Source organism: Sphingomonadaceae bacterium OTU29LAMAA1, from assembly GCA_024072375.1.
GTDB lineage: Bacteria > Pseudomonadota > Alphaproteobacteria > Sphingomonadales > Sphingomonadaceae > Sphingomonas.
In genome coordinates, this window is sequence record CP099617.1 from 2,235,665 (window position 1) to 2,260,744 (window position 25,080).

General features: G+C 66.8%; 23 protein-coding genes and 1 tRNA gene. 10 read left to right on the plus strand and 14 right to left on the minus strand.

Features of this window, described 5'->3' with window-relative positions; genetic code table 11:
- The first annotated feature begins 125 nt into the window (after positions 1-125).
- The gene (locus NF699_10935) at positions 126-1,457 is read left to right on the plus strand and encodes a NupC/NupG family nucleoside CNT transporter (GenBank protein USU03594.1); all 1,332 of its coding nucleotides are present in this window, start codon (positions 126-128) and stop codon (positions 1,455-1,457) included.
- 10 nt (positions 1,458-1,467) lie between these two features.
- The gene (locus tag NF699_10940; protein USU03595.1) at positions 1,468-2,781 is read left to right on the plus strand and encodes an amino acid permease; all 1,314 of its coding nucleotides are present in this window, start codon (positions 1,468-1,470) and stop codon (positions 2,779-2,781) included.
- 151 nt (positions 2,782-2,932) lie between these two features.
- On the opposite strand, the gene NF699_10945 is transcribed toward NF699_10940, so the two are convergent.
- The 7 genes from NF699_10945 to gluQRS form a co-directional block, all read right to left on the minus strand.
- A complete protein-coding gene (locus tag NF699_10945) occupies positions 2,933-3,079 on the minus strand; it encodes a hypothetical protein (protein ID USU03596.1) in 147 nt (48 codons plus the stop codon).
- A 10-nt stretch (positions 3,080-3,089) separates the two neighbouring features.
- On the minus strand, positions 3,090-3,959 hold the full coding sequence (locus NF699_10950; protein ID USU03597.1) for a 3-hydroxybutyryl-CoA dehydrogenase: 870 nt from the start codon (positions 3,957-3,959) through the stop codon (positions 3,090-3,092).
- Positions 3,960-4,018: 59 nt separating this feature from the next.
- Positions 4,019-4,996 carry an L-histidine N(alpha)-methyltransferase gene (egtD, locus tag NF699_10955; protein USU03598.1) on the minus strand — a complete coding sequence of 326 codons (978 nt, stop codon included), beginning with the start codon at positions 4,994-4,996 and terminating at the stop codon, positions 4,019-4,021.
- Complete coding sequence (egtB, locus tag NF699_10960) at positions 4,997-6,250, minus strand: ergothioneine biosynthesis protein EgtB (GenBank protein USU03599.1); 1,254 nt, start codon at positions 6,248-6,250, stop codon at positions 4,997-4,999.
- A gap of 119 nt (positions 6,251-6,369) precedes the next feature.
- Positions 6,370-6,918 (minus strand): cob(I)yrinic acid a,c-diamide adenosyltransferase, encoded by a 549-nt coding sequence (locus tag NF699_10965; protein ID USU03600.1) that lies wholly within the window; start codon positions 6,916-6,918, stop codon positions 6,370-6,372.
- A gap of 8 nt (positions 6,919-6,926) precedes the next feature.
- A complete protein-coding gene (locus NF699_10970; protein ID USU03601.1) occupies positions 6,927-7,157 on the minus strand; it encodes a twin transmembrane helix small protein in 231 nt (76 codons plus the stop codon).
- A 9-nt stretch (positions 7,158-7,166) separates the two neighbouring features.
- Positions 7,167-8,030, minus strand: coding sequence for a tRNA glutamyl-Q(34) synthetase GluQRS (gluQRS, locus tag NF699_10975; protein USU03602.1), 864 nt, complete (start codon positions 8,028-8,030; stop codon positions 7,167-7,169).
- 116 nt (positions 8,031-8,146) lie between these two features.
- On the opposite strand from gluQRS, the gene NF699_10980 reads away from it, so the two are divergent.
- The 4 genes from NF699_10980 (at position 8,147) to NF699_10995 (ending at position 12,420) form a co-directional block, all read left to right on the plus strand.
- Positions 8,147-8,713, plus strand: a complete 567-nt coding sequence (locus tag NF699_10980; protein USU03603.1) for an HNH endonuclease — start codon at positions 8,147-8,149, stop codon at positions 8,711-8,713.
- A gap of 16 nt (positions 8,714-8,729) precedes the next feature.
- Complete coding sequence (locus NF699_10985) at positions 8,730-9,182, plus strand: hypothetical protein (GenBank protein USU03604.1); 453 nt, start codon at positions 8,730-8,732, stop codon at positions 9,180-9,182.
- 205 nt (positions 9,183-9,387) lie between these two features.
- On the plus strand, positions 9,388-12,072 hold the full coding sequence (ppc, locus tag NF699_10990; GenBank protein USU03605.1) for a phosphoenolpyruvate carboxylase: 2,685 nt from the start codon (positions 9,388-9,390) through the stop codon (positions 12,070-12,072).
- Positions 12,073-12,156: 84 nt separating this feature from the next.
- Positions 12,157-12,420 carry a GIY-YIG nuclease family protein gene (locus NF699_10995; protein USU03606.1) on the plus strand — a complete coding sequence of 88 codons (264 nt, stop codon included), beginning with the start codon at positions 12,157-12,159 and terminating at the stop codon, positions 12,418-12,420.
- A gap of 113 nt (positions 12,421-12,533) precedes the next feature.
- On the opposite strand, the gene NF699_11000 is transcribed toward NF699_10995, so the two are convergent.
- From NF699_11000 to NF699_11010, 3 genes are read right to left on the minus strand one after another with little or no spacing between them, the layout of a single operon-like run.
- A complete protein-coding gene (locus tag NF699_11000; GenBank protein USU03607.1) occupies positions 12,534-12,929 on the minus strand; it encodes an acyl-CoA thioesterase in 396 nt (131 codons plus the stop codon).
- The gene (locus NF699_11005; protein ID USU07060.1) at positions 12,926-13,492 is read right to left on the minus strand and encodes a DedA family protein; all 567 of its coding nucleotides are present in this window, start codon (positions 13,490-13,492) and stop codon (positions 12,926-12,928) included. Before NF699_11005 ends, NF699_11000 begins: the two co-directional genes overlap by 4 nt.
- Entirely contained in the window at positions 13,489-15,549 is a 2,061-nt protein-coding gene (locus NF699_11010; protein ID USU03608.1) for a S9 family peptidase, read from the minus strand. The genes NF699_11005 and NF699_11010 overlap by 4 nt, the downstream gene beginning before the upstream one ends.
- A gap of 145 nt (positions 15,550-15,694) precedes the next feature.
- On the opposite strand from NF699_11010, the gene NF699_11015 reads away from it, so the two are divergent.
- From NF699_11015 to NF699_11025, 3 genes are all read left to right on the plus strand, one after another.
- Positions 15,695-17,044 carry a methyl-accepting chemotaxis protein gene (locus NF699_11015; protein USU03609.1) on the plus strand — a complete coding sequence of 450 codons (1,350 nt, stop codon included), beginning with the start codon at positions 15,695-15,697 and terminating at the stop codon, positions 17,042-17,044.
- A gap of 123 nt (positions 17,045-17,167) precedes the next feature.
- The gene (locus NF699_11020) at positions 17,168-18,097 is read left to right on the plus strand and encodes a DUF808 domain-containing protein (protein ID USU03610.1); all 930 of its coding nucleotides are present in this window, start codon (positions 17,168-17,170) and stop codon (positions 18,095-18,097) included.
- An 86-nt stretch (positions 18,098-18,183) separates the two neighbouring features.
- Positions 18,184-19,989 carry an aminopeptidase P family protein gene (locus NF699_11025; GenBank protein ID USU03611.1) on the plus strand — a complete coding sequence of 602 codons (1,806 nt, stop codon included), beginning with the start codon at positions 18,184-18,186 and terminating at the stop codon, positions 19,987-19,989.
- On the opposite strand, the gene NF699_11030 is transcribed toward NF699_11025, so the two are convergent.
- A complete protein-coding gene (locus tag NF699_11030) occupies positions 19,986-20,144 on the minus strand; it encodes a hypothetical protein (GenBank protein USU03612.1) in 159 nt (52 codons plus the stop codon). The two genes, NF699_11025 and NF699_11030, sit on opposite strands and share 4 nt — an antisense overlap.
- Positions 20,145-20,225: 81 nt before the next feature.
- On the opposite strand from NF699_11030, the gene NF699_11035 reads away from it, so the two are divergent.
- Positions 20,226-20,300 (plus strand) — tRNA-Thr (locus NF699_11035).
- An 846-nt stretch (positions 20,301-21,146) separates the two neighbouring features.
- Here NF699_11035 and NF699_11040 read toward each other — a convergent pair.
- The 3 genes from NF699_11040 to kdpC are packed head-to-tail and all read right to left on the minus strand — an operon-like array spanning position 21,147 to position 25,071.
- Entirely contained in the window at positions 21,147-21,833 is a 687-nt protein-coding gene (locus NF699_11040) for a response regulator transcription factor (GenBank protein ID USU03613.1), read from the minus strand.
- On the minus strand, positions 21,833-24,502 hold the full coding sequence (locus tag NF699_11045; GenBank protein ID USU03614.1) for a sensor histidine kinase KdpD: 2,670 nt from the start codon (positions 24,500-24,502) through the stop codon (positions 21,833-21,835). Before NF699_11045 ends, NF699_11040 begins: the two co-directional genes overlap by 1 nt.
- A complete protein-coding gene (kdpC, locus tag NF699_11050; protein USU03615.1) occupies positions 24,502-25,071 on the minus strand; it encodes a potassium-transporting ATPase subunit KdpC in 570 nt (189 codons plus the stop codon). Before kdpC ends, NF699_11045 begins: the two co-directional genes overlap by 1 nt.
- Positions 25,072-25,080: the final 9 nt, after the last annotated feature.

The following is a 25,080-nucleotide window of genomic DNA, read 5'->3' on the forward strand; positions in this document are numbered from 1 at the left end:
TTGCAGGGAGGAGAGTCGAGAAGCGCGAAGCGGTGGCCAATCCGCTCTGGCCTCACGGAAAAGCGGCTGTATGCTGGCCTGTCGCTGCCGGGGGGCCGCGGCGGTTCATTCCCGCGGGTTGATTGATGCATCGTATCCTGATCGGCATTGCCGGCATTCTCGTCATTCTCGGTATCGCCTTCGCGTTGTCGACCGATCGCCGGGCGATCCGGCTGCGCGTCGTCGGCGCGGCGTTCGCGTTGCAGGCGCTGATCGCGACGATCGTGCTCTACTGGGGACCGGGACGGCAGGCGCTGGCGGGTGCCTCCGCGGGCGTCTCCGCGCTGCTCGGCTATTCGCAGAAGGGCACCGAATTCCTGTTCGGAAAGCTCGCGACGCCCGAGATCGGCGGCCAGAGCTTCGCCATCGCCGCCCTGCCGGTCATCATCTTCTTCGCCAGCCTCGTCTCGATCCTCTACTATCTCGGCGTGATGCAGCTGGTGGTGCGCTGGGTCGGCGGCGCGATCGAGAAGGTCGTCGGCACCTCCAAGGTCGAATCGCTGTGCGCCGCCGCCAACATCTTCGTCGGCCAGTCGGAATCGCCGTTGGTGATCCGCCCTTATCTCGCTGGCCTGACGCCGCCGCAATTGTTCACGGTGATGACCAGCGGCATGGCCGGCGTCGCCGGCACCATCCTGGCGGCCTATGCCTCGATGGGCATCCGCATCGAATACCTCCTCGCCGCCAGCTTCATGGCGGCGCCGGGCGGCATCCTGATGGCGAAGATCATCATGCCCGATCGGAGCGTCGCGCCCGAAGGCGAATTGCCGCTCGGCGACCAGCCCGATGAAGCCCGCCAGATTGCGCTCGCCGAACACCGGATCAGCGGCGCCGGCCCCGCCGCGCTGCTGCCGGAGGGCACGCCGGGCGAGCCGTTGCCCGATGCCAGCCACGACGAGGAAAAGCCCGCCAATCTGATCATGGCCGCGGCTCAGGGCGCGCAGACCGGCGTGCGGCTGGCCGTGGCGGTCGGTGCGATGGTGCTGGCCTTCGTCGCACTGGTCGCGCTCGCCAACGGGCTGCTGGGCGGCCTCGGCAACATGGTCGGCCTGCCCGGCCTCAGCTTTCAGGCCCTGCTGGGCTATGTCTTCCAGCCGGTGATGTTCCTGCTCAACGTGCCATGGAACGAGGCGGCGATCGCCGGCGGGCTCTTTGGCGAGAAGATCGTGCTCAACGAATTCGTCGCATACATCGATCTCGGCCAGCAGACGGCGCTGTCGCCGCGCACGGTGGCGGTGGTCACCTTCGCCCTGTGCGGGTTCGCCAATTTCTCGTCGATCGCGATCCAGATGGCGGTGACCGGCAGCCTCGCCCCGAACCAGCGGCCGATGATCGCCAAACTCGGCCTGCGCGCGCTGGCCGCGGGCAGCCTCGCCAATCTAATGTCGGCGGCGCTCGCCGGATTGCTGATCGGCTGATCGACCGCGCGTGACGGGCCTCAAGCGCACGTTGGGGTCCGGCCAGCTCGCGATGATCGCGATCGGCGGCGCAGTCGGCACCGGGCTGTTCCTGGGCAGCGGCTTCGCGATCGGGCTCGCCGGGCCCGCCGTGCTGGTGAGCTATGCCATCGGTGGGCTTATCACACTGGCGCTGATGGGCTGCCTTGCCGAGATGACGGTGGCGGACCCGGCGACCGGATCGTTCGGGCTGTTCGCCGAGCGCTATCTCGGCCGGTTCGCCGGCTTCCTCGTCCGCTACGCCTATGTCACCTGCATCATCCTCGCGATCGGGACCGAGGTGACGGCCGTCGCGATCTACATGCGCTACTGGGCACCCGACGTGCCGGGCCTGTGGTGGATCGCGGGCTTCGCGCTCGCGCTGCTCGCGGTGAACCTTGCCAGCGTGCGGCTGTTCGGCGCGGTCGAGTACGTCTTTTCCGCCATCAAGATCGCCGCGATCGTGGCGTTCGTCGCCGTCGGGCTGTGGGTGATCGCACACAGCGGGGTCGGGCTGAGCCATTACACCATGGACGGCGGTTTCGCGCCGAACGGGATCGGCGGCATCTGGACCGCCGTCATCGTATCGATCTTCAGCTATCTCAGTATCGAGATGATCGCCGTTGCCGCGGGCGAGGCACGCGATCCGGAGCGGGCGATCGTGAAGGCGTTCCGTTCGACGATGCTGCGGCTGGCGCTGTTCTACCTCGGCAGCCTTGCGGTGATGCTGGCGATCGTGCCGTGGACGCAGGCCGGAACCGCGACCAGCCCGTTCGTCACGGTGATGCAGGCGACCGGCGTGCCCTATGCGGCGGGGATCATCAACGCGGTGGTCCTGATCGCGGCCCTGTCGGCGATGAACAGCCAGCTCTACACCGCCTCGCGGATGTTGTTCAGCCTCGCCGAAAGCGGTCTCGCGCCGGCTGGCCTCGCGCGGGTGAACGGACGCGGCGTGCCGGTGGGGGCGCTGCTGGTATCGGCGGCGGGGATCGGCGTGGCGGGCGGCGTCTATGCGTGGCGGCCCGATGCGGCATTCGGGGTGATGATCGCGGTGTCGATCTTCGGTGCGCTGTTCACCTGGGGCATGATCTTCGTCACGCATCTGGCGTTCCGGCGGGCACACGGCGCGCCGGCGGCATTCCGGATGTGGGGCTATCCGTGGACCAGCCTTGCCGGTGCGGGGGCGATCCTCGCGATATTGGCGACGACGCCGTTCACCGGGCCGTTCGCGCTGACGCTGGTGTACGGGGCGCCGTTTCTGGTGGTGCTGAGCGCGGTGTACGCGATCCGGTTTCGCGCTTCCTGAAGTCCTCCCCCGCGAGGGGGAGGTGGCAGCGCGCCAGCGCTGACGGAGGGGGAGGCCGGCGGCGAACCTGATCGCTCGCGGAAACGCCCCCTCCACCAGCTTCGCTGGTCCCCCTCCCCCGCTGAAGCGAGGGAGGAACCAGGGCAGTCGCCTATTCCCCCGTCCGCGTCTTCACCCGGTTCGGCAGGTCCTTGCCCTTCGTCCGGCGCGAGGGCAGCTGTACCGGGTTCTTCTTCTTCCACTCCTTGAAGGTCATCGGACCTTCCGGCGTATCGACCATCGTATCGTCCAGGCTCATCGCATCGTCCTCAGCGCGTCGGCTCCGGCGTCGGGCCGCTGTAATCGTAGAAACCGCGTCCGGTTTTCCGCCCGTACCAGCCGGCCTCGACGTACTTCACCAGCAACGGCGCAGGCCGGAACTTGGGATCGCCGGTCCCCTCGAACAACACCCGCGTGATCTCCAGACAGGTATCCAGCCCGATGAAGTCCGCCAGCGTCAGCGGCCCCATCGGATGGTTCAGCCCCAGCTGGCACGCGAGATCGATATCGCGGATCGTCGCAACGCCCTCGCCCAGCGCGAAGATCGCCTCGTTGATCATCGGCATCAGCACGCGGTTGACGATGAAGCCCGGCGCATCGTTGGCGCGGACCACCGCCTTGCCCAGCCGATCGGCATAATCCTCGATGACCGCAACGGTCGCGTCCGACGTCGCCAGCCCGCGGATCACCTCGATCAGCCCCATCACCGGCACCGGGTTAAAGAAATGCACGCCGATGAACCGCTGCGGATCGGGCGAGCTCTGCGCCAGCCGCGTGATCGGGATCGACGAGGTGTTCGATGCCAGCACCGCATCCGCCGCCAGCACCGTGCCGACATCCTTGAAGATCGAGCGCTTGATCTCCTCGCGCTCGGTCGCCGCTTCGATCACCAGGCCGCAATCGCCCATTGTCGCGACGCCGGCGACCGGCTCGATCCGCGCAAGCGTCGCATCGCGCGTCGCGGCGTCGATCTTCTCCTTCTCGACCGCGCGGGCGAGCTGTTTGGCGATGCCCGCCTTGCCGGCCTCGGCACGCTCCTGCGACACGTCGGTGAGGATGACGCGATAGCCCGCCGCCGCCGATACCTGCGCGATACCCGCGCCCATCTGGCCCGCTCCGATGACTCCGACTGCCCGCATGTCACTCTCCTTGTCCGTTTGCCGCGCCATAGCGTCTTTGACGGGCGCCGCCACCCGGATCAGGGCGCCGGGCGCTCTGCCTGCGCCTCGGCGAGGTAGAGCGCGAACAGGCCGTCCGGGTCGGTCCATTCGTGGATCGGCGTCCAGCCGCCCGAGCGCAGAAGGATGCGCGCATCGCGCGATCCGTATTTATGGCTGTTCTCGGTATGCACGCTCTCGCCGGCCGCGAGGGCGAAGGGTCGCCCGTCGACGGTGAATTCGACATCGCGGATAGCGACCAGGTGCATCTCGATCCGCGCGCGATCGTCGTTCCAGCGCGCTTCGTGGCGAAAGGCGCCGATCGGTATCGTGCCGTCCAGTTCGCGGTTGATCCGTTCGAGCAGGTTGAGGTTGAACGCCGCCGTCACGCCGTCCTCGTCGTCATAGGCGGCGACCAGCGTCGCTTCATCCTTGATCCGGTCCATGCCGACCAGCAGCATCGCACCCTCGCCCAGCGACGCCCGCATCGTCCGCAGCAGATCGACCGCCATCAACGGGATCATGTTGCCGATCGTCGACCCGGGGAAGAAACCCAGCTTCGGCGTGTCTGCGACGGTATGCGGCAGCGTGAGCGGCCGCATGAAATCGGCCTCGAACGGCAGCACCAGCAGGTCGGGGAATTGCGCCGACAATAGGCGCGAGGATTCACGCAGGAAGTCGCCGGAGATATCGATCGGCACATACGCGGACGGCGCGGTGCAGCGCAGCAGCAACGGTGTCTTGACCGACGATCCCGATCCGAATTCCACGACCGCGCGTCCGCGCCCGGCGATCTCCGCCACTTCCGGACAAATCCGGTCAAGGATCGCCGTCTCGGTCCGTGTCGGATAATATTCCCGCAGCGCCGTGATGTCCTCGAACAATTCCGACCCGCGCCGGTCGTAGAACCAGCGGGCCGGAATCGCACGCGGGCGGCGTTCGAGTCCTGCGAGCACGTCGGCGCGGAACTGCGGATCGGCCAGCCTCTGCTCGCCGTCCTCCATTTCGGGCTTCAACATTCAGAGGTCCTTGGCGAGCCGGACGCCGGTGAATTGCCAGCGCTGGTGAGGATAGAAGAAATTGCGGTAACTGGCGCGCGCATGGCCGCGCGGGGTGGCGCAACTGCCGCCACGCAGCACGAACTGCCCGCTCATGAACTTGCCGTTATATTCGCCGACCGCACCCTCGGCCGCACGGAAACCGGGATAGGGGCGGTAGGCGCTGCCCGTCCATTCCCAGACATCGCCGAAGAAGGCGGGGGCGTTCGCCGCGGGCCGGGGTTCGACGGCACCGGCCCTGTCCATCTGGTTGCCGCCGGCGGCGTCATGGGATTGCGCCGCCGCTTCCCATTCGAACTCGGTCGGCAAACGCGCGCCGACCCAGCTGGCATAGGCGTCCGCCTCGAAGAAGCTGACGTGCGTCACCGGGGCGGCGGGGTCGATCGGACGGCGGCCGTCGAGGCCCATGCGCGTCCACGTTCCGTCGCGCTCTTCCCAGTAGAGCGGCGCAACGATGCCTTCTGCCTTCACCCAGGCCCAGCCATCGGCAAGCCAATGGGCGGGATCGCGGTATCCGCCATCGGCGATGAACGCACTCCATTCGCCGTTGGTGACGGTGCGATCGGCGAGCGCATGGCCGGTCAGCAGCGCGTCATGCCGCGGCCCTTCGCAGTCGAAGGCGAATCCGTCGCCGTCATGCCCGATCTGCACGATCCCCGCATCGCGTTGGATCCAGCCGATCGGCGCCGGCACCGCCACCGGCACCTTGGGCGCGGGCGGCCAGATCGCCGGTTCGAGCGGGTTCTCGCCGAACAGGTGCAGCAGATCGGTGACCAGCAGTTCCTGATGCTGCTCCTCGTGATGGCATCCCAGCGCGACCAGCTCCAGCGCCACATCCGGCAGGTCGGGCAGCGCCGCCGCCATCGCGGCGTCGACATGGGCGCGATACGCGCGGACCTCGTCCAGCGTGGGCCGGGTGATCATGCCACGGCGGTCCCGCGCGTGACGGCGCCCTTCCGCTTCGTAATAGCTGTTGAACAGGAACGGGAATCGCTCGTCGTGCAGTCGATAACCGGGAACATGGTCGCGCAGCACGAACGTCTCGTAAAACCATGTCGTATGCGCAAGATGCCACTTACCCGGTGAAGCGTCGGCCATCGACTGTACAGTGGCATCGGCATCCGACAGCGGCTCGGTCAATGCCAATGTCAGGGCACGTACCGCCTGATAGCGGCCTGCCAGTGCCTGACCCGGATTGGGAGCGACCTTCAGCATGATGGAACCCTCCCCGGGCGTATTAACGCAAGTCAGGAAAGCGCACGAGATCGGAAAGGGTTGCACCGCAAACGCCGGTTCGTACCGCGAAACGGTAACGATCAGCCATCGACCCGCGGTCAGCGGCTGGCGCCCGGCTTCCACAATATGTCGCCGACCGCAGCGGCGTTCACCGCCCGCGCCGCGACGAACAGCCAGTCGGACAATCGATTGAGATAGGCCAGCGCCGGTGCGTTCAGCCATTCGACCGCCACCGCGCTCCGTTCCGCACGTCGCACGATCGCACGCGCCAGATGCAAAGCCGCAGCGGCGGGATCGCCGCTCGGCAGGACGAAACTGGTCAGTGGCACCAGACCGGCGTTCATCGCATCGATTTCCGCCTCAAGCCGCGCGACCTGTTCGGGCGTGATCCGCAGCGCGCCCGCCATATCCGCCGGTGTCGCGATGTCCGCACCAAGATCGAACAGGTCGTTCTGGATCACCAGCAGCCGCACCGCCAGGTCGTGTATGCCTAGCGCCGCCATCGCCACGCCGATCGCACTGTTCGCCTCGTCGACATCGCCGATAGCCGCCATCACCGGCTCCGCCTTCGACACGCGCGACCCGTCGACCAGACCCGTCGTTCCAGCATCGCCGGTCCGCGTGTAGATGCGATTGAGCTTGACCATCTAACCGATCAGGTACGGCCGGCCGCGAACAGGATCACCACGACGATCAGGATTGCCAGCGCCTGGAAGAAGATGCGTTGCTGCATCATGCGATTGGACTTCAGCGAAGCAGCCGACGGCCCCTCGCCGCCACGAACCTGAGCATGGCTTTCCTGAAGGAAGGCTATGACGCCGCGGACCAAAGCGACCACCGTCGCCAGCATCGCCGCGATCAGCAGAATGACGAGGAACGTGTTCATGCGTCTTATCTAGGCATCGCGTGCAGTAAAGCCAATGGGAAGTCGCCCCGCGCGCAAACCGGCGGCGAGTTCGACTCCGTCCACTCCGGCTGCGCGCATGTCGGCCAGCGCAGGCGCGCCGTTGCGCTTGGCCAGCCGCTCGCCATCCGGCCCCAGCAGCAGATCGTGATGACGATAGACCGGCGTCGGCAATCTCAGCAGTGCCTGGAGCAGCCGGTGAATATCGGTCGCCCGGAACAGGTCTCGTCCGCGCACCACGTCGGTCACACGCTGCGCCGCATCGTCGACCGTCACCGCGAGATGATAGCTCGCCGGCGCATCTTTGCGCGCCAGCACGACATCGCCGAACGCCATCGGCTCGGCAATCTGCGTTCCGGCCACCAGATCGGTCCACATCAGCGGCCCCGCATAGGCAACCGCGCCCGCCATATCCAAACGCCACGCGTGCGCGTGCCCCGCCGCAACCCGCGCCGCAGCCGCCCCCGGATCGAGCCGCCGGCATGTTCCCGGATAGACCAGTCCATCCGGCCCACGATGCGGCGCGCTGACGCTCGCGGCGATATCGGCGCGCGTGCAGAAGCACGGATAGAGCAACGCCCGCCCCCGCAGATCCGCCAGCGCCCGCTCGTACTCGTCCAGCCGCGCCGACTGTCGTACCACCGGCGCGTCCCACGCGAGTCCCAGCCAGGCGAGGTCTTCGACGATCCCCGCAACATGCTCCTCACGGCTGCGGGTTCCGTCGATATCCTCGATCCGCAGCAGGAACGCGCCTCCTTCTCCACGCGCATGATCGTGCGCCTGGATCGCCGCGAAAGCATGACCGAGATGCAGGCGCCCGGTGGGACTCGGCGCGAACCGGCTGACGACACTCATCGCCTTTCGTCGCCACGATCAACGCAGACCGCTTGACCATCGTCGGTCCGCCGTGCTGTCATACCGGTGTCACTCTCGTGGGCGACACGGCCTGCGGGTAATCCGTGGGAGGAGCCGTGTTTCATCCCGATCTGATCCGTCATCCTGATTCGTGTCCGGCGCTCGTCCTGAACGCGGACTATACGCCCCTGTCCTATTATCCGCTCAGCGTGTGGCCGTGGCAGACCGCGATCAAGGCGGTATTCCTCGATCGTGTCGATATCGTCGCGCATTACGAACGCGCCGTGCGCAGCCCTACCGCAGAGATCAAGCTGCCGTCGGTGATCGCGCTCAAACAATATGTCCGTCCTTCGGCGTTCCCGGCGTTCACCCGCTTCAACCTGTTCCTGCGCGACCGGTTTTCCTGTCAATATTGCGGCGTAGGTCGCGATCTGACGTTCGACCATGTCGTTCCCCGCGCGCAAGGCGGCCGGACGACGTGGGAAAATGTCGTCACCGCCTGCGCGCCCTGCAACCTGAAGAAGGGCGGGCGGACGCCAAAACAGGCGCATATGCCGCTCTACGTCGAACCGATCCGGCCGACAAACTGGCATTTGCAGGAACATGGCCGCGCCTTTCCGCCCAACTATCTCCACGACACGTGGCACGACTGGCTCTACTGGGACGTTGAGCTGGAAGCATGATCGAAGGGGGTCTGGTGTGCACAAGGTGATGTTGGTGGCCGCACTGGGCGTGGCCTTGGCCGGTTGCGGCTCGCGCGACGACAAGGCGGCGCAGGCGGACGCCAATGCGGCAGGCTTCGTGCCCCCGGCCGTGACCAGCCGTGTCGATTTCTCCAGCGCGATGGAGCGCCGCTTCCGGAATCTCGATCGCAACGGTGACGACCGGCTCGACCCTTCGGAACTGCCGCGTCAGGACAGCCGTCTGATGAATCTCGATCGCAACAAGGATGGCGAGATAAGCCTGATCGAATGGGGCGAAGGTACGTTGAAGCGGTTCGACCAGATGGATCTCAACCGCGACGGCACGGTCACCTCGGAAGAGGAAAGCGAATGGCGTACCGCCCGCGCCGAGGGCCGCCGCCCCGCAGGTGCGGCGACGCCGCCAGTGCTCGGTGATACGCTGAGCAATCAGGGTACGACGGCACGGTAATCCGTCGAGATCGATCGTCTGGACACGCAATTTCCCATCCGGCAAACGCCGGGATGGCGGATGGTGGAAGGCCGCGGCAAGGGCGGCGGTGGCTGGTGAAGGACACGATACGACTTGGCCAGTTGCCTCCGCACAACCCCCGCTTCCCGAGGACAAACCCCATACCCGGTTGACCCCGCAGCTACCGCAGCGCAGCATATCGCGCATGGCTACCGTCGACCCCGCTTCGCTCCCCCCCATCGCCAACAACCCCGACGTCCGCTTCCTCGGCGCGAAGCTCGGCGACGTCATCCGCGCCTATGGCGGTGATGCCCTGTTCGAGGCGACGGAGACGATCCGCCGCGCCTCCGTCGAGCGCCACCGCGGCACCGGCGGCAGCGACGCGGTCCACCAGCATCTCCAGGACCTCGGCCTCGACGAGACGCTCGACTTCGTCCGCGGCTTCATGCTGTTCTCGATGCTCGCCAACCTTGCCGAGGATCGCCAGGGCATCGCCGCCGAACAGGGCGCCGACGTCGCCGCCGCCATCGCGACGCTGGAGGGCGAAGGCATCGACCGCGCCGCGATCCAGCGCCTGCTCGCCCACGCCCTGATCGTCCCCGTGCTCACCGCTCACCCGACGGAGGTGCGGCGCAAGAGCATGATCGACCACCGCAACCGCATCGCGCAGCTGATGACGCTGAAGGATGCCGGCCGCGACGAAACGCCCGATGGCGACCGCGTCGAGGATGCGATCACCCGCCAGATCGCCTTGCTTTGGCAGACCCGCGTCCTGCGCCGCGAGCGGCTCTACGTCACCGACGAGGTCGAAACCGCGCTCAGCTACATGCGCGACGTGTTCCTGCCGGCGCTGCCCGCGCTCTACCAGCGCTGGGATCGCGCCTTCGGCGAACGCGTGCCGAGCTTCGTCAAACCGGGGAGCTGGATCGGCGGCGACCGCGACGGCAACCCCTTCGTCACCGCCGATTCGCTGCGCACCGCGCTCGGCCGCGCGTGCGAGGCCGTGCTCGGCTTCTACCTCGACGCAGTGCATGCACTCGGCGCGGAACTGTCGATCTCGACCCAGCACGTCCCCGTCGATGCCGCGGTCGAGGCGCTGGCGGATGCGAGCGGCGACACCGCCGAAAGCCGCCGCGACGAACCCTATCGCCGCGCACTATCGGGCATCTATGCGCGCCTCGCCGCGACGCACCTCGCGCTCACCGGCAAGCCCGCCGCGCGCCCCGGCCACCTGACCGGCGAGGCCTATGCCGACCCGCAGGCGTTCCGCGCCGACCTCGTCGCCATCGCGCATGGCCTCTCCACGGCAGGCGCGCTCAAGACCGGCGGCGCGCTCGGCCGGCTGATCCGCGCGGTGGAGACGTTCGGCTTCCACCTCGCGACGCTCGACCTGCGCCAGAACAGCGCGGTGCACGAACGCGTCGTCGCCGAACTGCTCAAGACCGCCGGCGTCGAGGACGATTATCTCAGCCTCGACGAGGACGCCCGCGTCGCCCTCCTGCGTCGCGAACTCGCCCATGCCCGGCCGCTCGCCAGCCGCTTCACGACCTATTCCGAAGAGACCGATTCCGAACTAAAGATCGTCCTTGCAGCGGCGGAGGCGCACGCCAAATACGGGCCGGCGTGCATCACCAACTATATCGTCTCGATGGCGCAGTCGGTGTCCGACCTGCTCGAGATCAACCTGCTGCTGAAGGAGGTCGGGCTCTATCGTCCCGGTGACGAGCCCGGCGCCGCGATCATGGCGGTGCCTTTGTTCGAGACGGTCGGCGATCTGGAGGCCGCCCCTGCGATCATGACCGCCTGGTTCGACCTGCCCGAGATTGCCGCGATCGCCTCCGCACGCGGCCATCAGGAGGTGATGATCGGCTATTCGGACAGCAACAAGGACGGCGGCTATCTGACCTCGACGTGGCAATTGTCCAAGGCCTCCACCGCGCTGAAGCCGGTGTTCGAGGCGGCGGGCGTCGGTATGCAGCTGTTCCACGGTCGTGGCGGTGCGGTCGGGCGGGGTGGCGGCAGCGCCTTCGCCGCGATCCGCGCGCAGCCTGCCGGCACGGTGCAGGGCCGCATCCGCATCACCGAACAGGGCGAGGTGATCGCCGCCAAATACGGCACCCGCGACAGCGCGATGACCAATCTGGAGGCGATCGCGTCTGCCACGTTGCTCGCCAGCCTCGAACCCGAACGCCTGTCGAACGCCGAGAACGACCAGTTCTCCGGCGCGATGGACGCGCTGTCGGACACCGCGTTCCACGCCTATCGCGACCTCGTCTACGGCACCGAAGGCTTCCGCACCTTCTTCCGCCAGATGACGCCGATCGGCGAGATCGCCGGGCTGAAGATCGGCAGCCGCCCCGCCAGTCGCAAGAAATCCGACGCGATCGAGGATCTGCGTGCCATCCCCTGGGTGTTCAGCTGGGCGCAGGCCCGCGTCATGCTGCCCGGCTGGTACGGCGTCGGTCAGGCGCTGGCGGCGTTCGAGGACAAGGGGCTGCTCAAGGAGATGGCGCAAGGCTGGCCGCTGTTCGCCTCCAGCCTCGCCAACATGGAGATGGTGCTGGCGAAATCGGACATCGAGATCGCCGGCTATTATGCCGAACTGGTCGAGGACGAGACGCTGCGCACCACGATCTTCACCCGCATCCGCGACGCCTGGCACCAGACGCATGACGGCCTGCTCGAAGTGACCGGTCAGACCCGCCTGCTCGAAAAGCATCCCGCCCTCGACGCTTCGATCCGCCTGCGCCTGCCGTATATCGAGCCGCTCAACCTGCTCCAGATCGAACTGATGAAACGCCACCGCGCCGGCGAGGACGACCCCCGCATCGGCGAAGGCATCCTGCTGTCGATCAACGCCGTCGCGACGGCACTGCGCAACTCAGGGTGAAAACACTCACCCTCCCACCGTCATGCCAGCGCAGGCTGGCATCTCCCGCGGCTCCATCCTGAAATGGGCGGTAGGGTCTACATCATGGCGAGCAAGCCACACGGCATGCTCTACATCGGCGTGACCGGCTATCTCGCCGCCCGCGTAGAGCAGCACCGCCGCGACATCGGCTCGGCCTTCTGCCGCCGCTACGGGATCGAGACGCTGGTTTACGCGGAGCCCGCCGAACGCATCGAAGTCGCCATCGCCCGAGAAAATATCCTGAAAGCCTGGAAACGCGAGTGGAAAATCTGCCTGATCGAAACCGCCAACCCTGAGTGGTTGGACCTGTTCGACACGATCGCCTGAGGCGAAAGGCCCCAACCTGCACTGAGGGGACAACTTCTTCTAAACGTCACCCCAGCAAAGGCTAGGTCTCCCGCCGCAAACCCACGAACCCGACCAAACCGCCCGAACACCACCTACGCCAAAAACGGTGCCGCCACCTCCGGACGCACCCGCAGCAACCGCCCCGTCGCGCGCTCCAGTAGCGCCCAGGTCGTCACCGCCTCCACCTTCACCTTACCGTCAGCCCCCAGAAACCGCACGTGGCGATCGAACCGCGCGCCTTTCGGCGGCTCCGGCACCCACGTCTCGCCCGTCACCGTCTCGCCCGCCGACACGTTCCCGCGATAGTCGATCTCATGCCGGGTCACGACCCACACCAGCGTATCGACATGCTCCACCGGCGCCACCGCCTGCCAATGCGCGACCGCGATCTGCTGGATCCACTGGACCCACACCGCATTGTTGACGTGGCCGAGTTCGTCGATATCCTCTGCGGCGGCGGTGATCGCCAGTGTGAAGCGCCCGCTCATGCGTCGCGGCTCCGCCACCAGCGCACCGCGCCGAACACCGCGCCCAGCACGATCGCCGCGAGCGCGACCCACAGCCATTGCCGGCCATGCGGGCGATAGCGACCGAGCAGCTCCGCAACGCCGGTGCCGAACACATAGCCCAGGCCGGTGAACAGCGTTGCCCACACCGCCGCCGACGCCGCGTTGATGCACAGGAACGTGCGCGTCGGCACGTGGCTGGTGCCGATCGCGATCGGGCTGACCGTGCGCAGCCCGTAGAGGAAGCGGAAGGCGAAGATGAAGCCGATCGGATGCCGCTCCAGCGTCTGCAACGCCTTGGCAAAGGCGGGCTTGCCCTGCGCGCGTTTGACCCAGCGATGCTCGCGGAAGCGGCGGCCGGCGGCGAAGAACGCCTGGTCCGCGACGAACGAGCCGGCCGCCGCCGCGACCATCGTGCCGGGCAGCGACAGCAATCCCTCATGCGCGAACAGCCCGCCGGCGAGCACCATCGTCTCGCCTTCGATCCCCGCACCGAGGAATACCGCGGCCAGCCCATATTGGGCGATGAGCGCCTCGATCGTCAGGATTCGATCCCGAGCTGCCAGAGGACGAATGCATGCTCCTCCGCCGCCTCACGCAGTGATTCGAACCGGCCCGACTTGCCGCCGTGGCCGGCGCCCATGTTGGTCTTGAGCAACAGCAGGTTGTCGTCCGTCTTCATTTCGCGCAGCTTTGCCGCCCATTTCGCCGGCTCCCAATACGTCACGCGCGGATCGTTGAGCCCGCCCGAAATGAACATCGGCGGATAGGCCTGGGCACGGACGTTATCGTAGGGGCTGTACGAGCGGATCAGCTCGAACGCCGCCCTATCTTCGATCGGGTTCCCCCATTCGGGCCATTCGCCCGGCGTCAGCGGCAGATCGGCATCCAGCATCGTGTTGAGCACGTCGACGAACGGCACGTCGGCGATCACCGCGCCCCACAGTCGCGGATCGGAATTGACGATCGCCCCCATCAGCTCGCCGCCTGCCGACCGGCCTGCGGTGGCAATACGGCCGGCGCTGGTCCACCCCGCATCGATCAGCCCTTTCGCCACATCGACGAAATCGTTGAAGGTGTTGGTTCGCTTTTCGAGCTTGCCGTCGTGATACCATTGCTGGCCCAGATCGTCGCCGCCGCGGATGTGTGCGATCGCATAGGCGAAACCGCGGTCGAGCAGGCTCAGTCGACCGGTCGAGAAGCCGGGCGGGATCGCGTAGCCGTAGGCGCCATAGGCATAGAGGAATAACGGCTGCGATCCGTCGCGTTTGAAGCCGGCCGGGTAGACGATGGACACCGGCACCTCGGTCCCGTCACGCGCCGTGATCTTCAGTCGCTCGGTCGCATAGCCACCTGCATCGTAGCCCGCAGGGATTTCTTGGACCTTCAGCACGGTCAGGTCCCCGGTCGCGATGTCGTAATCGTACACCGTGCCCGGCGTAACCATCGACTCATACCCCAGCCGCAGCGTGTCGACCGCATATTCGGGATTGTCGCCGAGGCCCGCGGCATAGCTCGCTTCAGGAAAGGTGATCCGCTGCGGCACCGTCGGCGCATCGTAGCGGTGGATTGCGATTTGGTCCAAGCCGTCCAGACGCCCTTCGACGACGAAGAAGTCGCGGTAGCATTCGACGCCGGTCATGTAGAAATGCGGATCGGCCGGGATCAGCTCCCGCCACTCACCCGGCGCATCGATCGTCGCGGTGCACAGCCGCCACATCGGATCGGTGTCGTTGGTATGGATGAACAGCATGCCGTCATGCACGTCGACGTCGTATTCGCGCCCCTCCTGCCGGGGCGCGACCAGGATCGGCGCGGCGAAGGGATCGTTGGCGGGCAGCAGCCGGATCTCGCTGGTGACATGGTCGCCGGTGCCGATTACGATCCACTGCCGGTCGCTCGTCTCGGCGACGGCGACGCGATAGCCCTCGTCATCCTCGTGAAACAGTTCGACATCGTCCTCGACCGGGGTTCCCAGCCGGTGAAAGCGGGCATTGTCGGTCCGCCACTGGTCGTTGGCGAGGCCGTAGAGGAACCCCGAATCGTCGGCGGTCCACACGATCTCGGACAGCATGCCCGGGATCACCTCGGGCAGGTGCTCGCCCGTCGCTAGATTCTTGACCCGCACCTCGAACCGCTCGGCGCCGCTGTCGTCGATCGCATAGGCGAGCAGGGTCGCATCGTTGCTCACCGCGAACGCGCCGAGCCGGAAATACTCCTTGCCCTCCGCCAGCGCGGGTTCGTCCAGCAGCAGCTGGTCCTCGCCCCCCGCGACCGGCCTGCGCCACCATTTGCGATACTGCCCGCCCGTCTCGAACGCAGTCCAATAGAGGTAATCGCCATCCTTCTGCGGCACCGAGGATTCGTCCTCCTTGATCCGCGCCTTCATCTCTTCGTACAGCCGATCGACCAGCGGCTGACGCGGCGCCATCACGGCCTCGAAATAGGCGTTCTCCGCCTCCAGATAGGCGAGCACGTCCGGATCGCCGACCTCGGGATAGTCCGGGTCCTTCAACCAGGCATAATCGTCCTCTATCGTGATCCCGTGCGCGGTGAAGCTGTGCGGGCGGCGGGCGGCGATGGGTGGCGTCGGATCGGTCATGCCGCAGCCATAGCGAACCGCCGCCACTTGTCGACGCCGGCGCATGGCCGCGAGGCCGAACCGCGCCTCCACCACCATTAACCGGTTGTTTTCCTAATCCAGATTAGAGTGGCATGTCATCCACTTGAGCGATTTCGCGAAGCCTATGGTCATCCCATCTTCCGGAGCGTCGATCGCTTCCGCCCATGATGACCGCATCCGCGCCTATGGCATCGACGCGACCTTCGAAGAGGATCTGCGTACCTTCTGGACGGTCGTGGAAGCCGACTATGCCGCCGATGTCATTCCTGTCGTGCGACACTATCTCGCGACGTCATCGCCAGCGCTCGCTCGTGCGTTCCGCACTCTCGTCGACACCAGCGACACGCCGCGTTTGGTGGCGGCACAGTCCCGCTTCATGTGCGCGCCCAAGACCTCGAACTGGATTGAGGCGACGATCACCCGATACGCGAATTATACCGACTTCGGCGTCGAACCGTTCGAGCTCATCGGCCTGATCGGCGCGTCCAACCTGGCGATGATGGCCGTTCTGGCGCGGCGTTGCGCCGATCCCGTGCAGCATGCCCGGCTGGCCGCGGCGATGGTCAGGCTGAGCGTCATGGAAGGCGAACTGGTCGCCACCGGGCTGCGACGGAGGGCCGCGGCCGATGCCGCCCGCCAGCTCGAAGAACAGGCGCGCGCCCTGCAGGATCGATTCACCCGCGTCGTTGCCGCCGTCGGTGCGCGCAGCGGTGCCGTTCGCGAACAGGCTGCGGCGATCGGCAGCAAGATGGATCGCATGCTGGCCGAGAACGAGGCGGTCGCCCTCGCCGCGAGCCAGTCCGTTGCCGTCATGCAACAGGCCGTAGGGACCGCGGTGGCGCTGCGTCAGGCGATGGACGAGAGCCGGAACGAGTTCGCCCGCGCCTCGTCGACCGCGACCCGCTCGGCGCAACAGGTCGAACAGGCAGTGGCATTGTTCGAACAGATGACCGGCCATACCCGATCGATCCAGCCGGTGGTGGCATTGATCCACGACATCGCCGATCGCACCAACCTGCTGGCGCTCAATGCGACGATCGAGGCCGCACGTGCGGGCGAGGCGGGCCGCGGCTTCGCGGTGGTGGCGCAGGAGGTCAAGCATCTCGCCCGCCAGACGGCGTCAGCGAACGACGTCATCGCCAGCGAGCTGGCCGGCATCCTCGACATGGTCGCCGCGGCGAGCGGCGCCAACGCCCTGATCCGCGACAATGTGGTGGAGGTCGAGCGATCCTCGCATCTCGCCTACGACACGGTGCAGCAGCAGCTCGACCGGCTGGAGGTCATCGCACGCGCCACCGATCGGACGATGACCGTGGCAGCCGGCATGAACGGCACCCTCGCCGGACTGAGCCGCTTCGCCGGCGCCGTCGCGGACGATCTGGCGGCCTTCGGCAGCGCCTTCGGCGAGGTCGACGACCAGTTGCAGGCGTTGCACACCTCGGTCGGCGCTTTCGTCACCCTCGTCGGCCATTGATACATCTCGCGCGCGGAAGCCCGTGCCACGTCCAGCAAAGAACCCGACATATCTCTCCGGTTGCACCCCGCTGCGCCGGACGGCATGGCAAGCGATCAGGGACCTGACGGGGAAAGACGCATCATGGCCGGCGGATTGGTAGCGCTGCTCGACGATATCGCGGCGATGGCGAAGCTCGCCGCCGCAAGCCTCGACGACGTGGCGGGCGCTGCGGGCAAAGCGGGCGCCAAGGCGGCAGGCGTGGTGATCGACGATACGGCGGTGACTCCGACCTATGTCGTCGGCCTCAGCCCCGCGCGCGAATTACCGATCATCTGGAAGATCGCGCGCGGATCATTGCGTAACAAATTGCTGTTCCTGCTACCGGCCGCACTGGCGCTGAGCGCCTTTGCATCATGGCTGATCACGCCGATCCTGATGCTGGGCGGCGCCTACCTCTGCTTCGAGGCGGCGGAGAAGATCATCGGCGCCATCACCGGGCATGGCCATGGCGAGGAAGCCGCTGCAGTCACCGACGCGACCGAGCTCGAAAACCGCCAGGTGTCGGGCGCGATCCGCACCGACCTGATCCTGTCGGGCGAGATCATGGCGATCGCATTGGGCGAACTCGCCGATCAGACGCTGGTCAACCAGGCGATCGCACTCGCGCTGGTCGGCGTCGCGATCACCATCGGCGTCTATGGCGTCGTCGCGCTGATCGTGAAGATGGACGATTTCGGCCTGCATCTGGCGCAAAAGCCGGGCGCCGGATCTCAAGCGTTCGGCCGCGGGCTGGTCGCCGCGATGCCGAAGGTGTTGAAGGCGCTGTCGCTGATCGGTACCGCCGCAATGGTTTGGGTCGGCGGCGGTATCATCGTCCACGGCATGGAAGAATTCGGCTTCGCCGCGCTGCCCCACGCGATCCACGCTGCCGCAGAGGGAGCCGCCCATGCGGTCGGCGTGCTGCCCGCCATCGTCAACTGGCTGGTTACCGCGATCGGATCTGGCATTATCGGCCTGATCGTCGGCGGCGGAATCGCCGGCGTGCTGCACCTGTTGCCGAAGAAACACTGAGCCCCCCGGGGGGAGTATGCCCCCCTGTCCTCCGCTCCCTCGGTGTGCCACGATCGCCTGCACGAACGATCGACACGGAACCCGCCATGATCACCCACGCCGCCCGCCTCGCCGCCCTGCGCGCCGAACTCGCCCGCTTGCAGCTGGATGGCTTCGTCGTCCCCCTCACCGACGAACATATGAGCGAATATGTCGGCGGCTACGCCCAGCGCCTCGGCTGGCTGACCGGCTTCGGCGGCTCCGCCGGGACTGCCGCCGTTCTCGCGGACAAGGCGGCGATCTTCACCGACGGTCGCTACACGCTCCAGGTTCGCGAGCAGGTGTCCGCCGACGACTGGTCCTACATGCCCGTGCCGCAGGAGAGCGTCGCCGGCTGGCTTGCCGCCCACGCCGCCGGGGGCGACCGGATCGGCTACGACCCATGGCTCCACACCGATGTGTGGGTGAAGGACACGATCGCCGCACTGGCCGATCGCGGCATCGCACTCGTCCCCGTATCCGCCAATCCGGTCGATGCGGTCTGGATCGATCGCCCGGCGCCCTCGCCCGCTTCGGTCACCGTCCACGACAATGCGCTGGCCGGCCGCTCCTCCGCCGCCAAACGCGCCGACATCGCCGACTGGCTGGCGCAGCAGCGTGCCGACGCCGTCGTCCTCACCGCGCTGGATTCGATCGCCTGGACTCTCAACATCCGCGGTGGCGACGTCGCGCATACCCCCGTCGCCTTGTCCTACGCGATCGTCGGCAGCGATGGCACGACCGACCTGTTCGTCGCCGCGGACAAGATCAACGATGCGGTCCGCCAACACCTGGGCAATGCCGTCCGCCTGCACGATCGTCATGCCTTCGCCGGCGCGCTGTCGGCCTATACGGGCAAGCGCGTCGCCGCCGACCCGGAACGCGCGGTCGCCGCGATCTTCGACGCGCTGTCGGCGAGCGGCGCCAGGATTCTACCCCGGCGCGACCCCGTGGTCCTCGCCAAGGCACTCAAGAACCCCGCGGAGATCGCCGGCCATCGTGCGGCGTCCGTCCGCGACGGTGCCGCCCTCACCCGCTTTCTGCGCTGGGTCGAGGTGGAATGCTCGGGGGGCGGGCAAACAGAACTCTCCGCCGCCGCCGTGCTACTGGCCTTCCGCGAGCAAACCGGTTGCCTGCTCGACACGTCGTTCGACACGATCTCGGCGACCGGTGCGCACGGTGCCAGCCCGCACTATCACATCACAGAAGAATCGAACGCGCCGATCCTGCCCGGCCAGCTGTTCCTGATCGATTCGGGCGGCCAATATGCCGACGGCACCACCGACGTGACGCGCGTGATGCCGATCGGCACTCCGACGCCCGAGATGCGCGACCGCTTCACCCGCGTGTTGAAGGGGCACATCGCGATCGCCACCGCGATTTTTCCCGACGGCACGATGGGTGGCCAGATCGACGCATTTGCCCGCCGCCCGCTTTGGGAAGCGGGCCTCGATTTCGCCCATGGCACCGGCCACGGCATCGGCAGCTATCTGTCGGTGCACGAAGGGCCGCAGCGGATCGCCGCGCCGAATTACCCGGGCGGCGCGGCGTTGGAGCCGCTACGCGCGGGGATGATGCTGTCCAACGAACCGGGCTATTACAAGGCGGGTGAGTACGGCATCCGAATCGAGAATCTGTTGCTGGTCGTACCCGTGACGGTGCCGGGCGGCGATCCCGATCGGGCGATGCTGGGGTTCGAGACGCTCACCTTCGCCCCCATCGAACGCGACCTGATCGACCCTGCGCTGATGGCCGCCGACGAGCTGGCATGGCTCAACGCCTATCACGCGCAGGTTATCGCCCGGATCGGTCCGCTGCTGGAAGGCGAGGATCGTGCCTGGCTGGACCGGAAATGCGCACCGCTGGCGCCTTAATCGTCGGGCGTGCCCGACGGGTGTGAGGTGTCCGTCGGCCGTGCCGCGGCACGGGCCTGCGCCTTGCGGCGGTGCAGATTCGCCCGCAGCTGCGCCGCCAGTCGAGCGGCGCGTTCGTCCCTGTCGCCGGTGCGGGATTGGTCGGTGTCGCTCATACGATCTGCCTAAACAGGTGCGTGATCGCTTGACAATCCATCCCGGGTCGTCTCTAGGCGCGCTTCGCTCGAAAGGGCAGTGCTGCCGTAGCTCAGTGGTAGAGCGCATCCTTGGTAAGGCTGAGGTCGTGAGTTCAATCCTCACCGGCAGCACCATTTTTTAATGACTTAGCCCATCGCTAGGGCTTCAGGGCGGGGCTGGACGACCACCCCGCGATCATTTCTATCCTGAGCCATGGCAACGATCCGTCGCAGGATCGGGATGTAGCAGTTGAACAAGGTGCGCGGACGCACCGCCGTTCATCGCGGGAGCTTCAGGAGTGCCAATCACTCGAAGCTCTCCTCCTGCGCGCCCTTTCGTTCGCGGTCGGATGCGATCTAATTCTCGATGACCTCCTTAGCTTCGAAAGCCGTCCGTCGACGTCGGCATCCCTTGGGTCGGGAAGTCTGGCAACCACCGCCTTACGGCTCTCCAGCGTGGCCACAGCGAGCGGACCACCCGTTGGAAAGGAACCACGCATAGAGCACGCGGAGCAAAACCCGATATTGCCGAGGCTGTTGAGCACGCCACTCGAATTGGCGAGATAGTCATTGTCCACGTACGGGCGTGAAGGCGATCGTCAGGCATCTAATGATGCGCGGCGTCTCCCGCCCCGTTTCTACGCCGATCGCGCGCAGGCAATGATGGAGAGCATTGGCGAGCGGGCGGTCCTGCCGGAGATGGCCGGGAGGCTGTTAGACGCGGACCGCGATCGGCTGCCGTCGACGGAGGCTAACGGCTGGATCACCGGCGCGTGCGCGCCCGGCGTGTCCGGATTGGCAGCAACGAACTCCGCAGCATGGATCGAAGACCGACCCGCACAGGACGTTCGCAGCCGCGCTGTCAGGGAACTTACGGTGCTCGGCATGCCCGCTCGGATACCGAATCGGCGGCGGTGTCAGTATCCCTCGCCGGCCCTGATTACCCGTCAATGCACCAGAGCCGGCAGATCTCGGCAGATCCTATTGGTCGGCACGCAACCGGTAGCCTACACCGAGCTCGTTGGCGATGATGCTACCGACAGGGCCCGGCGGTTCCAGCTTTTGCCGGAGATTGCGGACGACGATCCGCAGATATTCGATACGGGGGTCTTCGTCTCCTGCCCACGCGACCGCCAGGATCCGATCGTGGGTGACGACGCGACCGACATGACGCGCCAAGACCGCCAGGACATCATGTTCCTTGCGGGTAAGGTGTAGTTCCTCCATTCCGCGACAGACGATGCGTCGGTCGAGATCGATCGTCACGTCGCCCTTGCGGACGATCTTCGGCGCCGTTTCGGACGATCCGCGATGGCGCAGGGCGACGCGCAGCCGAGCGAGCAGCTCATCCGTGTCGAAGGGCTTGGATACGAAATCGTGGGCGCCAAGATCGAGCGCCGCCACCTTCTCGTCGGTAGCGTCGCGGGCGGATACGACGAGTATGACGCTATCGCTGTTCTGAAGGAGCAGTGGGATAAGACCAAGCCCGTCTCTATCCGGCAGACCAAGATCGAGCAGGATCGCGCTTGGGCACTCGGCTCGCGCGCGAAGAAGGGCATCGCGTCCATCGGCCGCCTCGACGACAGCATAGCCGGCCCGTTCCAGTGTGTTGCGCAACAGGCGGCGGATCGGGGCTTCGTCATCCACGACGAGGATCTTGGCAGGCATCAGATATGGCTCCCGGATGCGTTGCGAACGATAAGGTCGGCGGGAAATACCAGCGTAAAGGCGGCGCCCTCTCCGTCATCGCGGTTCCCGGCCTCGACACTCATGCCCATGGCTTCGGCAAACGCCTTGACGATAGCGAGGCCGAGGCCGGTACCGCCAATCGCACGGTCGGAGCCCTCGAGCCGGCGGAAGGTCTCGAAGACTTCGGCCTCCCGCCCGTGCGGCAACCCCGGCCCATGATCAAGGATGGTCAGCCTGAGCTGGCCGTATCGATGGATGCCCTCGACCATGATGTCGGTGCCGGGATCACCATAGCGCCCGGCATTGTCGAGCAGGTTGAGCAGGCAATGGTGCAGGAGCTGCGGGTCCACGCGGACGAGCGGCAATGACGGGGGCACGCCGAGCCGAACGGCATGGCCTTGCAGCGCCCGGCGTGCGTCGTGCGCGGCGCCCGTGACTGCATCGCTGAGATCGGTGGCCTCGACGTTGAGCTTCAACGCTCCCGCCTCGACCCGGGCCATGTCGAGCAGGTTGGCGACGAAACGGTTGAGGCGCGCGGACTCACTCTTGATGGTGCCGATGAGATCCGGGGTCGCGCCGTGGTCGAGTTGATCCGCTGCGGCGATGACGGCCGTCAGCGGCGTTCGAAGATCATGGCTGACCGATGACAGCAGGGCCGCGCGGAGGCGATCGCGGGTCCGGACGGCATCCACGTCGCGCATCTCGGTTTCGAGCCGGAGGCGTTCGAGTACGAGTGCCGCCTGATCGATCAGACCGGTCAGCAGCGGCAGCTGATCTGCACGGATCGGATCGCCGCTATTCTCCCTGGCCACCCCGATCACCGCCAGCGCCTTGCCGCCTGCCTTCAGGGGCTGGAACAGCCATTCCGAGGCAGCGAGCGTCCCCGAGCCTTTGCCGGCCGACGTGCCGTTATCGAATGCCCAGTTGGCCGCTGCCATATCCATCGTATCGAGGCGGTAGCCGGGAACGCTGGCCGCCTGCACGGTGAGGCCGGAGCCCGCCGACACGGTCAGGAGCACCGTCTGCACGTCGAACAGCCGCGCTACGTCGTCGCAGATCATCCGCGCCGCAAGCGATGGATCGTTGATCGCGCTGAGCTGCCGCAGGAAGCCGGCCAACGTGGCGTTCGTCCGTGCGCTCGCGGCTGCCATATCGGCCTGAGCACGGACCCGCGACGTCAGCTGGCTGGTGGCGATCGCCACGCCCAGCAGTACGAAGATCGACACCACATTCTCCGGATTGCTGACGCTTAGCGTCCCTACTGGTGGCAGAAAAAAGAAGTTGTAGGCGAGGCTGGATGCCATCCCGGCGAAGAGCCCGGTCCGCAGGCCGAACAGACTTGCCGCTGCCATCACGGGTAGCAGGTACAGCAGTGCGACGTTGCCCAGGTCGAGGATGTGGAACAGTGCGCTGGCAAGTGCGGTGACGATTGCCACGAGCAGGAGCGTCATGAGGTAACCGGCGGGCTTTCCCCAGCTGCCGCCCCGACGATGCACGGATGACGGGCCCGGCCCCTCCTCCATCGGCAGCACGTGCACGGTCACGCCCGGCGTATCGCGAATCAGGCGATCGACGACAGAGCCGTGCAGGAACTCAAACCAGCGCGATCTGCGGGATTTGCCGACGACGAGCTGGGTCGCGCGAGCATCTGCAAGGAAGCCACGAATGCCCTCCACAACGGATGTGGCCGGCACGGTCGCAACCGCTGCGCCGAGCTGCGTCGCCAGTGTCATCGCCGCGGCAACCCGCTGATGCTGTTCATCGCTGAAATGCGCGGTGCGCGGTGTCTCGATGAACAGCGCCGTCCATGGCCCATGCAGGCCATCCGCAACCCGCTTGGCGGCACGTACGAGGCCGTCCGCGCCGGGCAGTTCGTTGATCGCGACGACGATGCGATCCGATCCGGCCCAGGTGCCGCCGATGCCTAACGCGCGGACATGCTCCAGCATCTGGGCATCGACCGCCTGCGCGGCACGGCGCAACGCCAATTCGCGCAGTGCGGACAGGTTGGATTTCGAGAAGAAGTGGCTGAGCGCGCGCGTGGCTTCGTGCGGCAGATAGACCTTGCCGGCCTTCAGCCGCTCGATGAGTTCGTCGGGCGGGATGTCGACGACCTCGATCTCCGCCATTTCGAGGATGCCGTCCGGCACGGTCTCACGCACCCGGACGCGGGTGAAGCTGGCAACGATGTCGTTGAGGCTCTCGACATGCTGGATGTTGATCGTCGAATAGACGTCGATCCCCGCGGCAAGCAGTTCCTCGACATCCTGATAGCGTTTGGGATGACGGCTGCCGGGCGCATTGGTGTGCGCGAGTTCGTCGACCAGGACGAGGCGCGGCGCGCGGGCGAGGACGGCGTCCAGGTCCATCTCCTCCAGCGTACGGCCCTCATAGGCGACATCGAGCCTCGGGACGATCTCGTGCCCGCGGGTCAGCGCCTCGGTCTCGGCCCGGCCGTGCGTCTCGACCACGCCCACGACGACATCGACCCCGTCGCGGCGGCGGGCGGCGCCTTCCGACAGCATCTCGAACGTCTTGCCGACGCCCGGCGCCGCCCCAAGGAATATCTTCAGGCGTCCCCTGCCCTCCTGCGCGGCGGCACGCAGGAGGGCGTCGGGATCGGGTCTGTCGTCACCGCCGACGGGCATCAGGGGGCAGCGGCGTCCAGGGCGCGGTTGATGGCCAGCACGTTGACGTGCGGCTCGCCGAGGATGGAGCTTTCGGTCGACCGGGTGACGATCCCGCGGACGGCGTCGACCGGCATCCCGCGGACGCGCGCGATGCGGGGCGCCTGCGCCAGGGCGGCTGCCGGCGACAGGTCGGGATCGAGGCCGGAGCCGCTGGCGGTGACGAGATCGGCGGGGAGCGCGCCGGTCACCCCCTCCGCCTGCCATCTGGCGACATCGGGCCTGATCCGGTCGACCAGCGCGCGGGACGCGGGACCGAGGTTCGATCCCGAGGAGGCGAGGCCGTCATAGCCCTTGCCCGCCGCAGATGGCCGGGTCTGGAAGTAGCGGTCGGTGGTGAAGGCCTGACCGACGACGGTCGAGCCGATCACCGTGCCGTTCGCGCGCCCCAGGCTGCCATTCGCCTGCGCGGGGAAGATCGTCTGCCCGATGCCGGTCATCGCCAGCGGATACACGATCCCGAGCAGTGCGGCGAACAGGATCGTCATGACGATCGCGGGCCGGAGCGCGGAAGTGAAGTCTTTGCCCATGATGCTTGT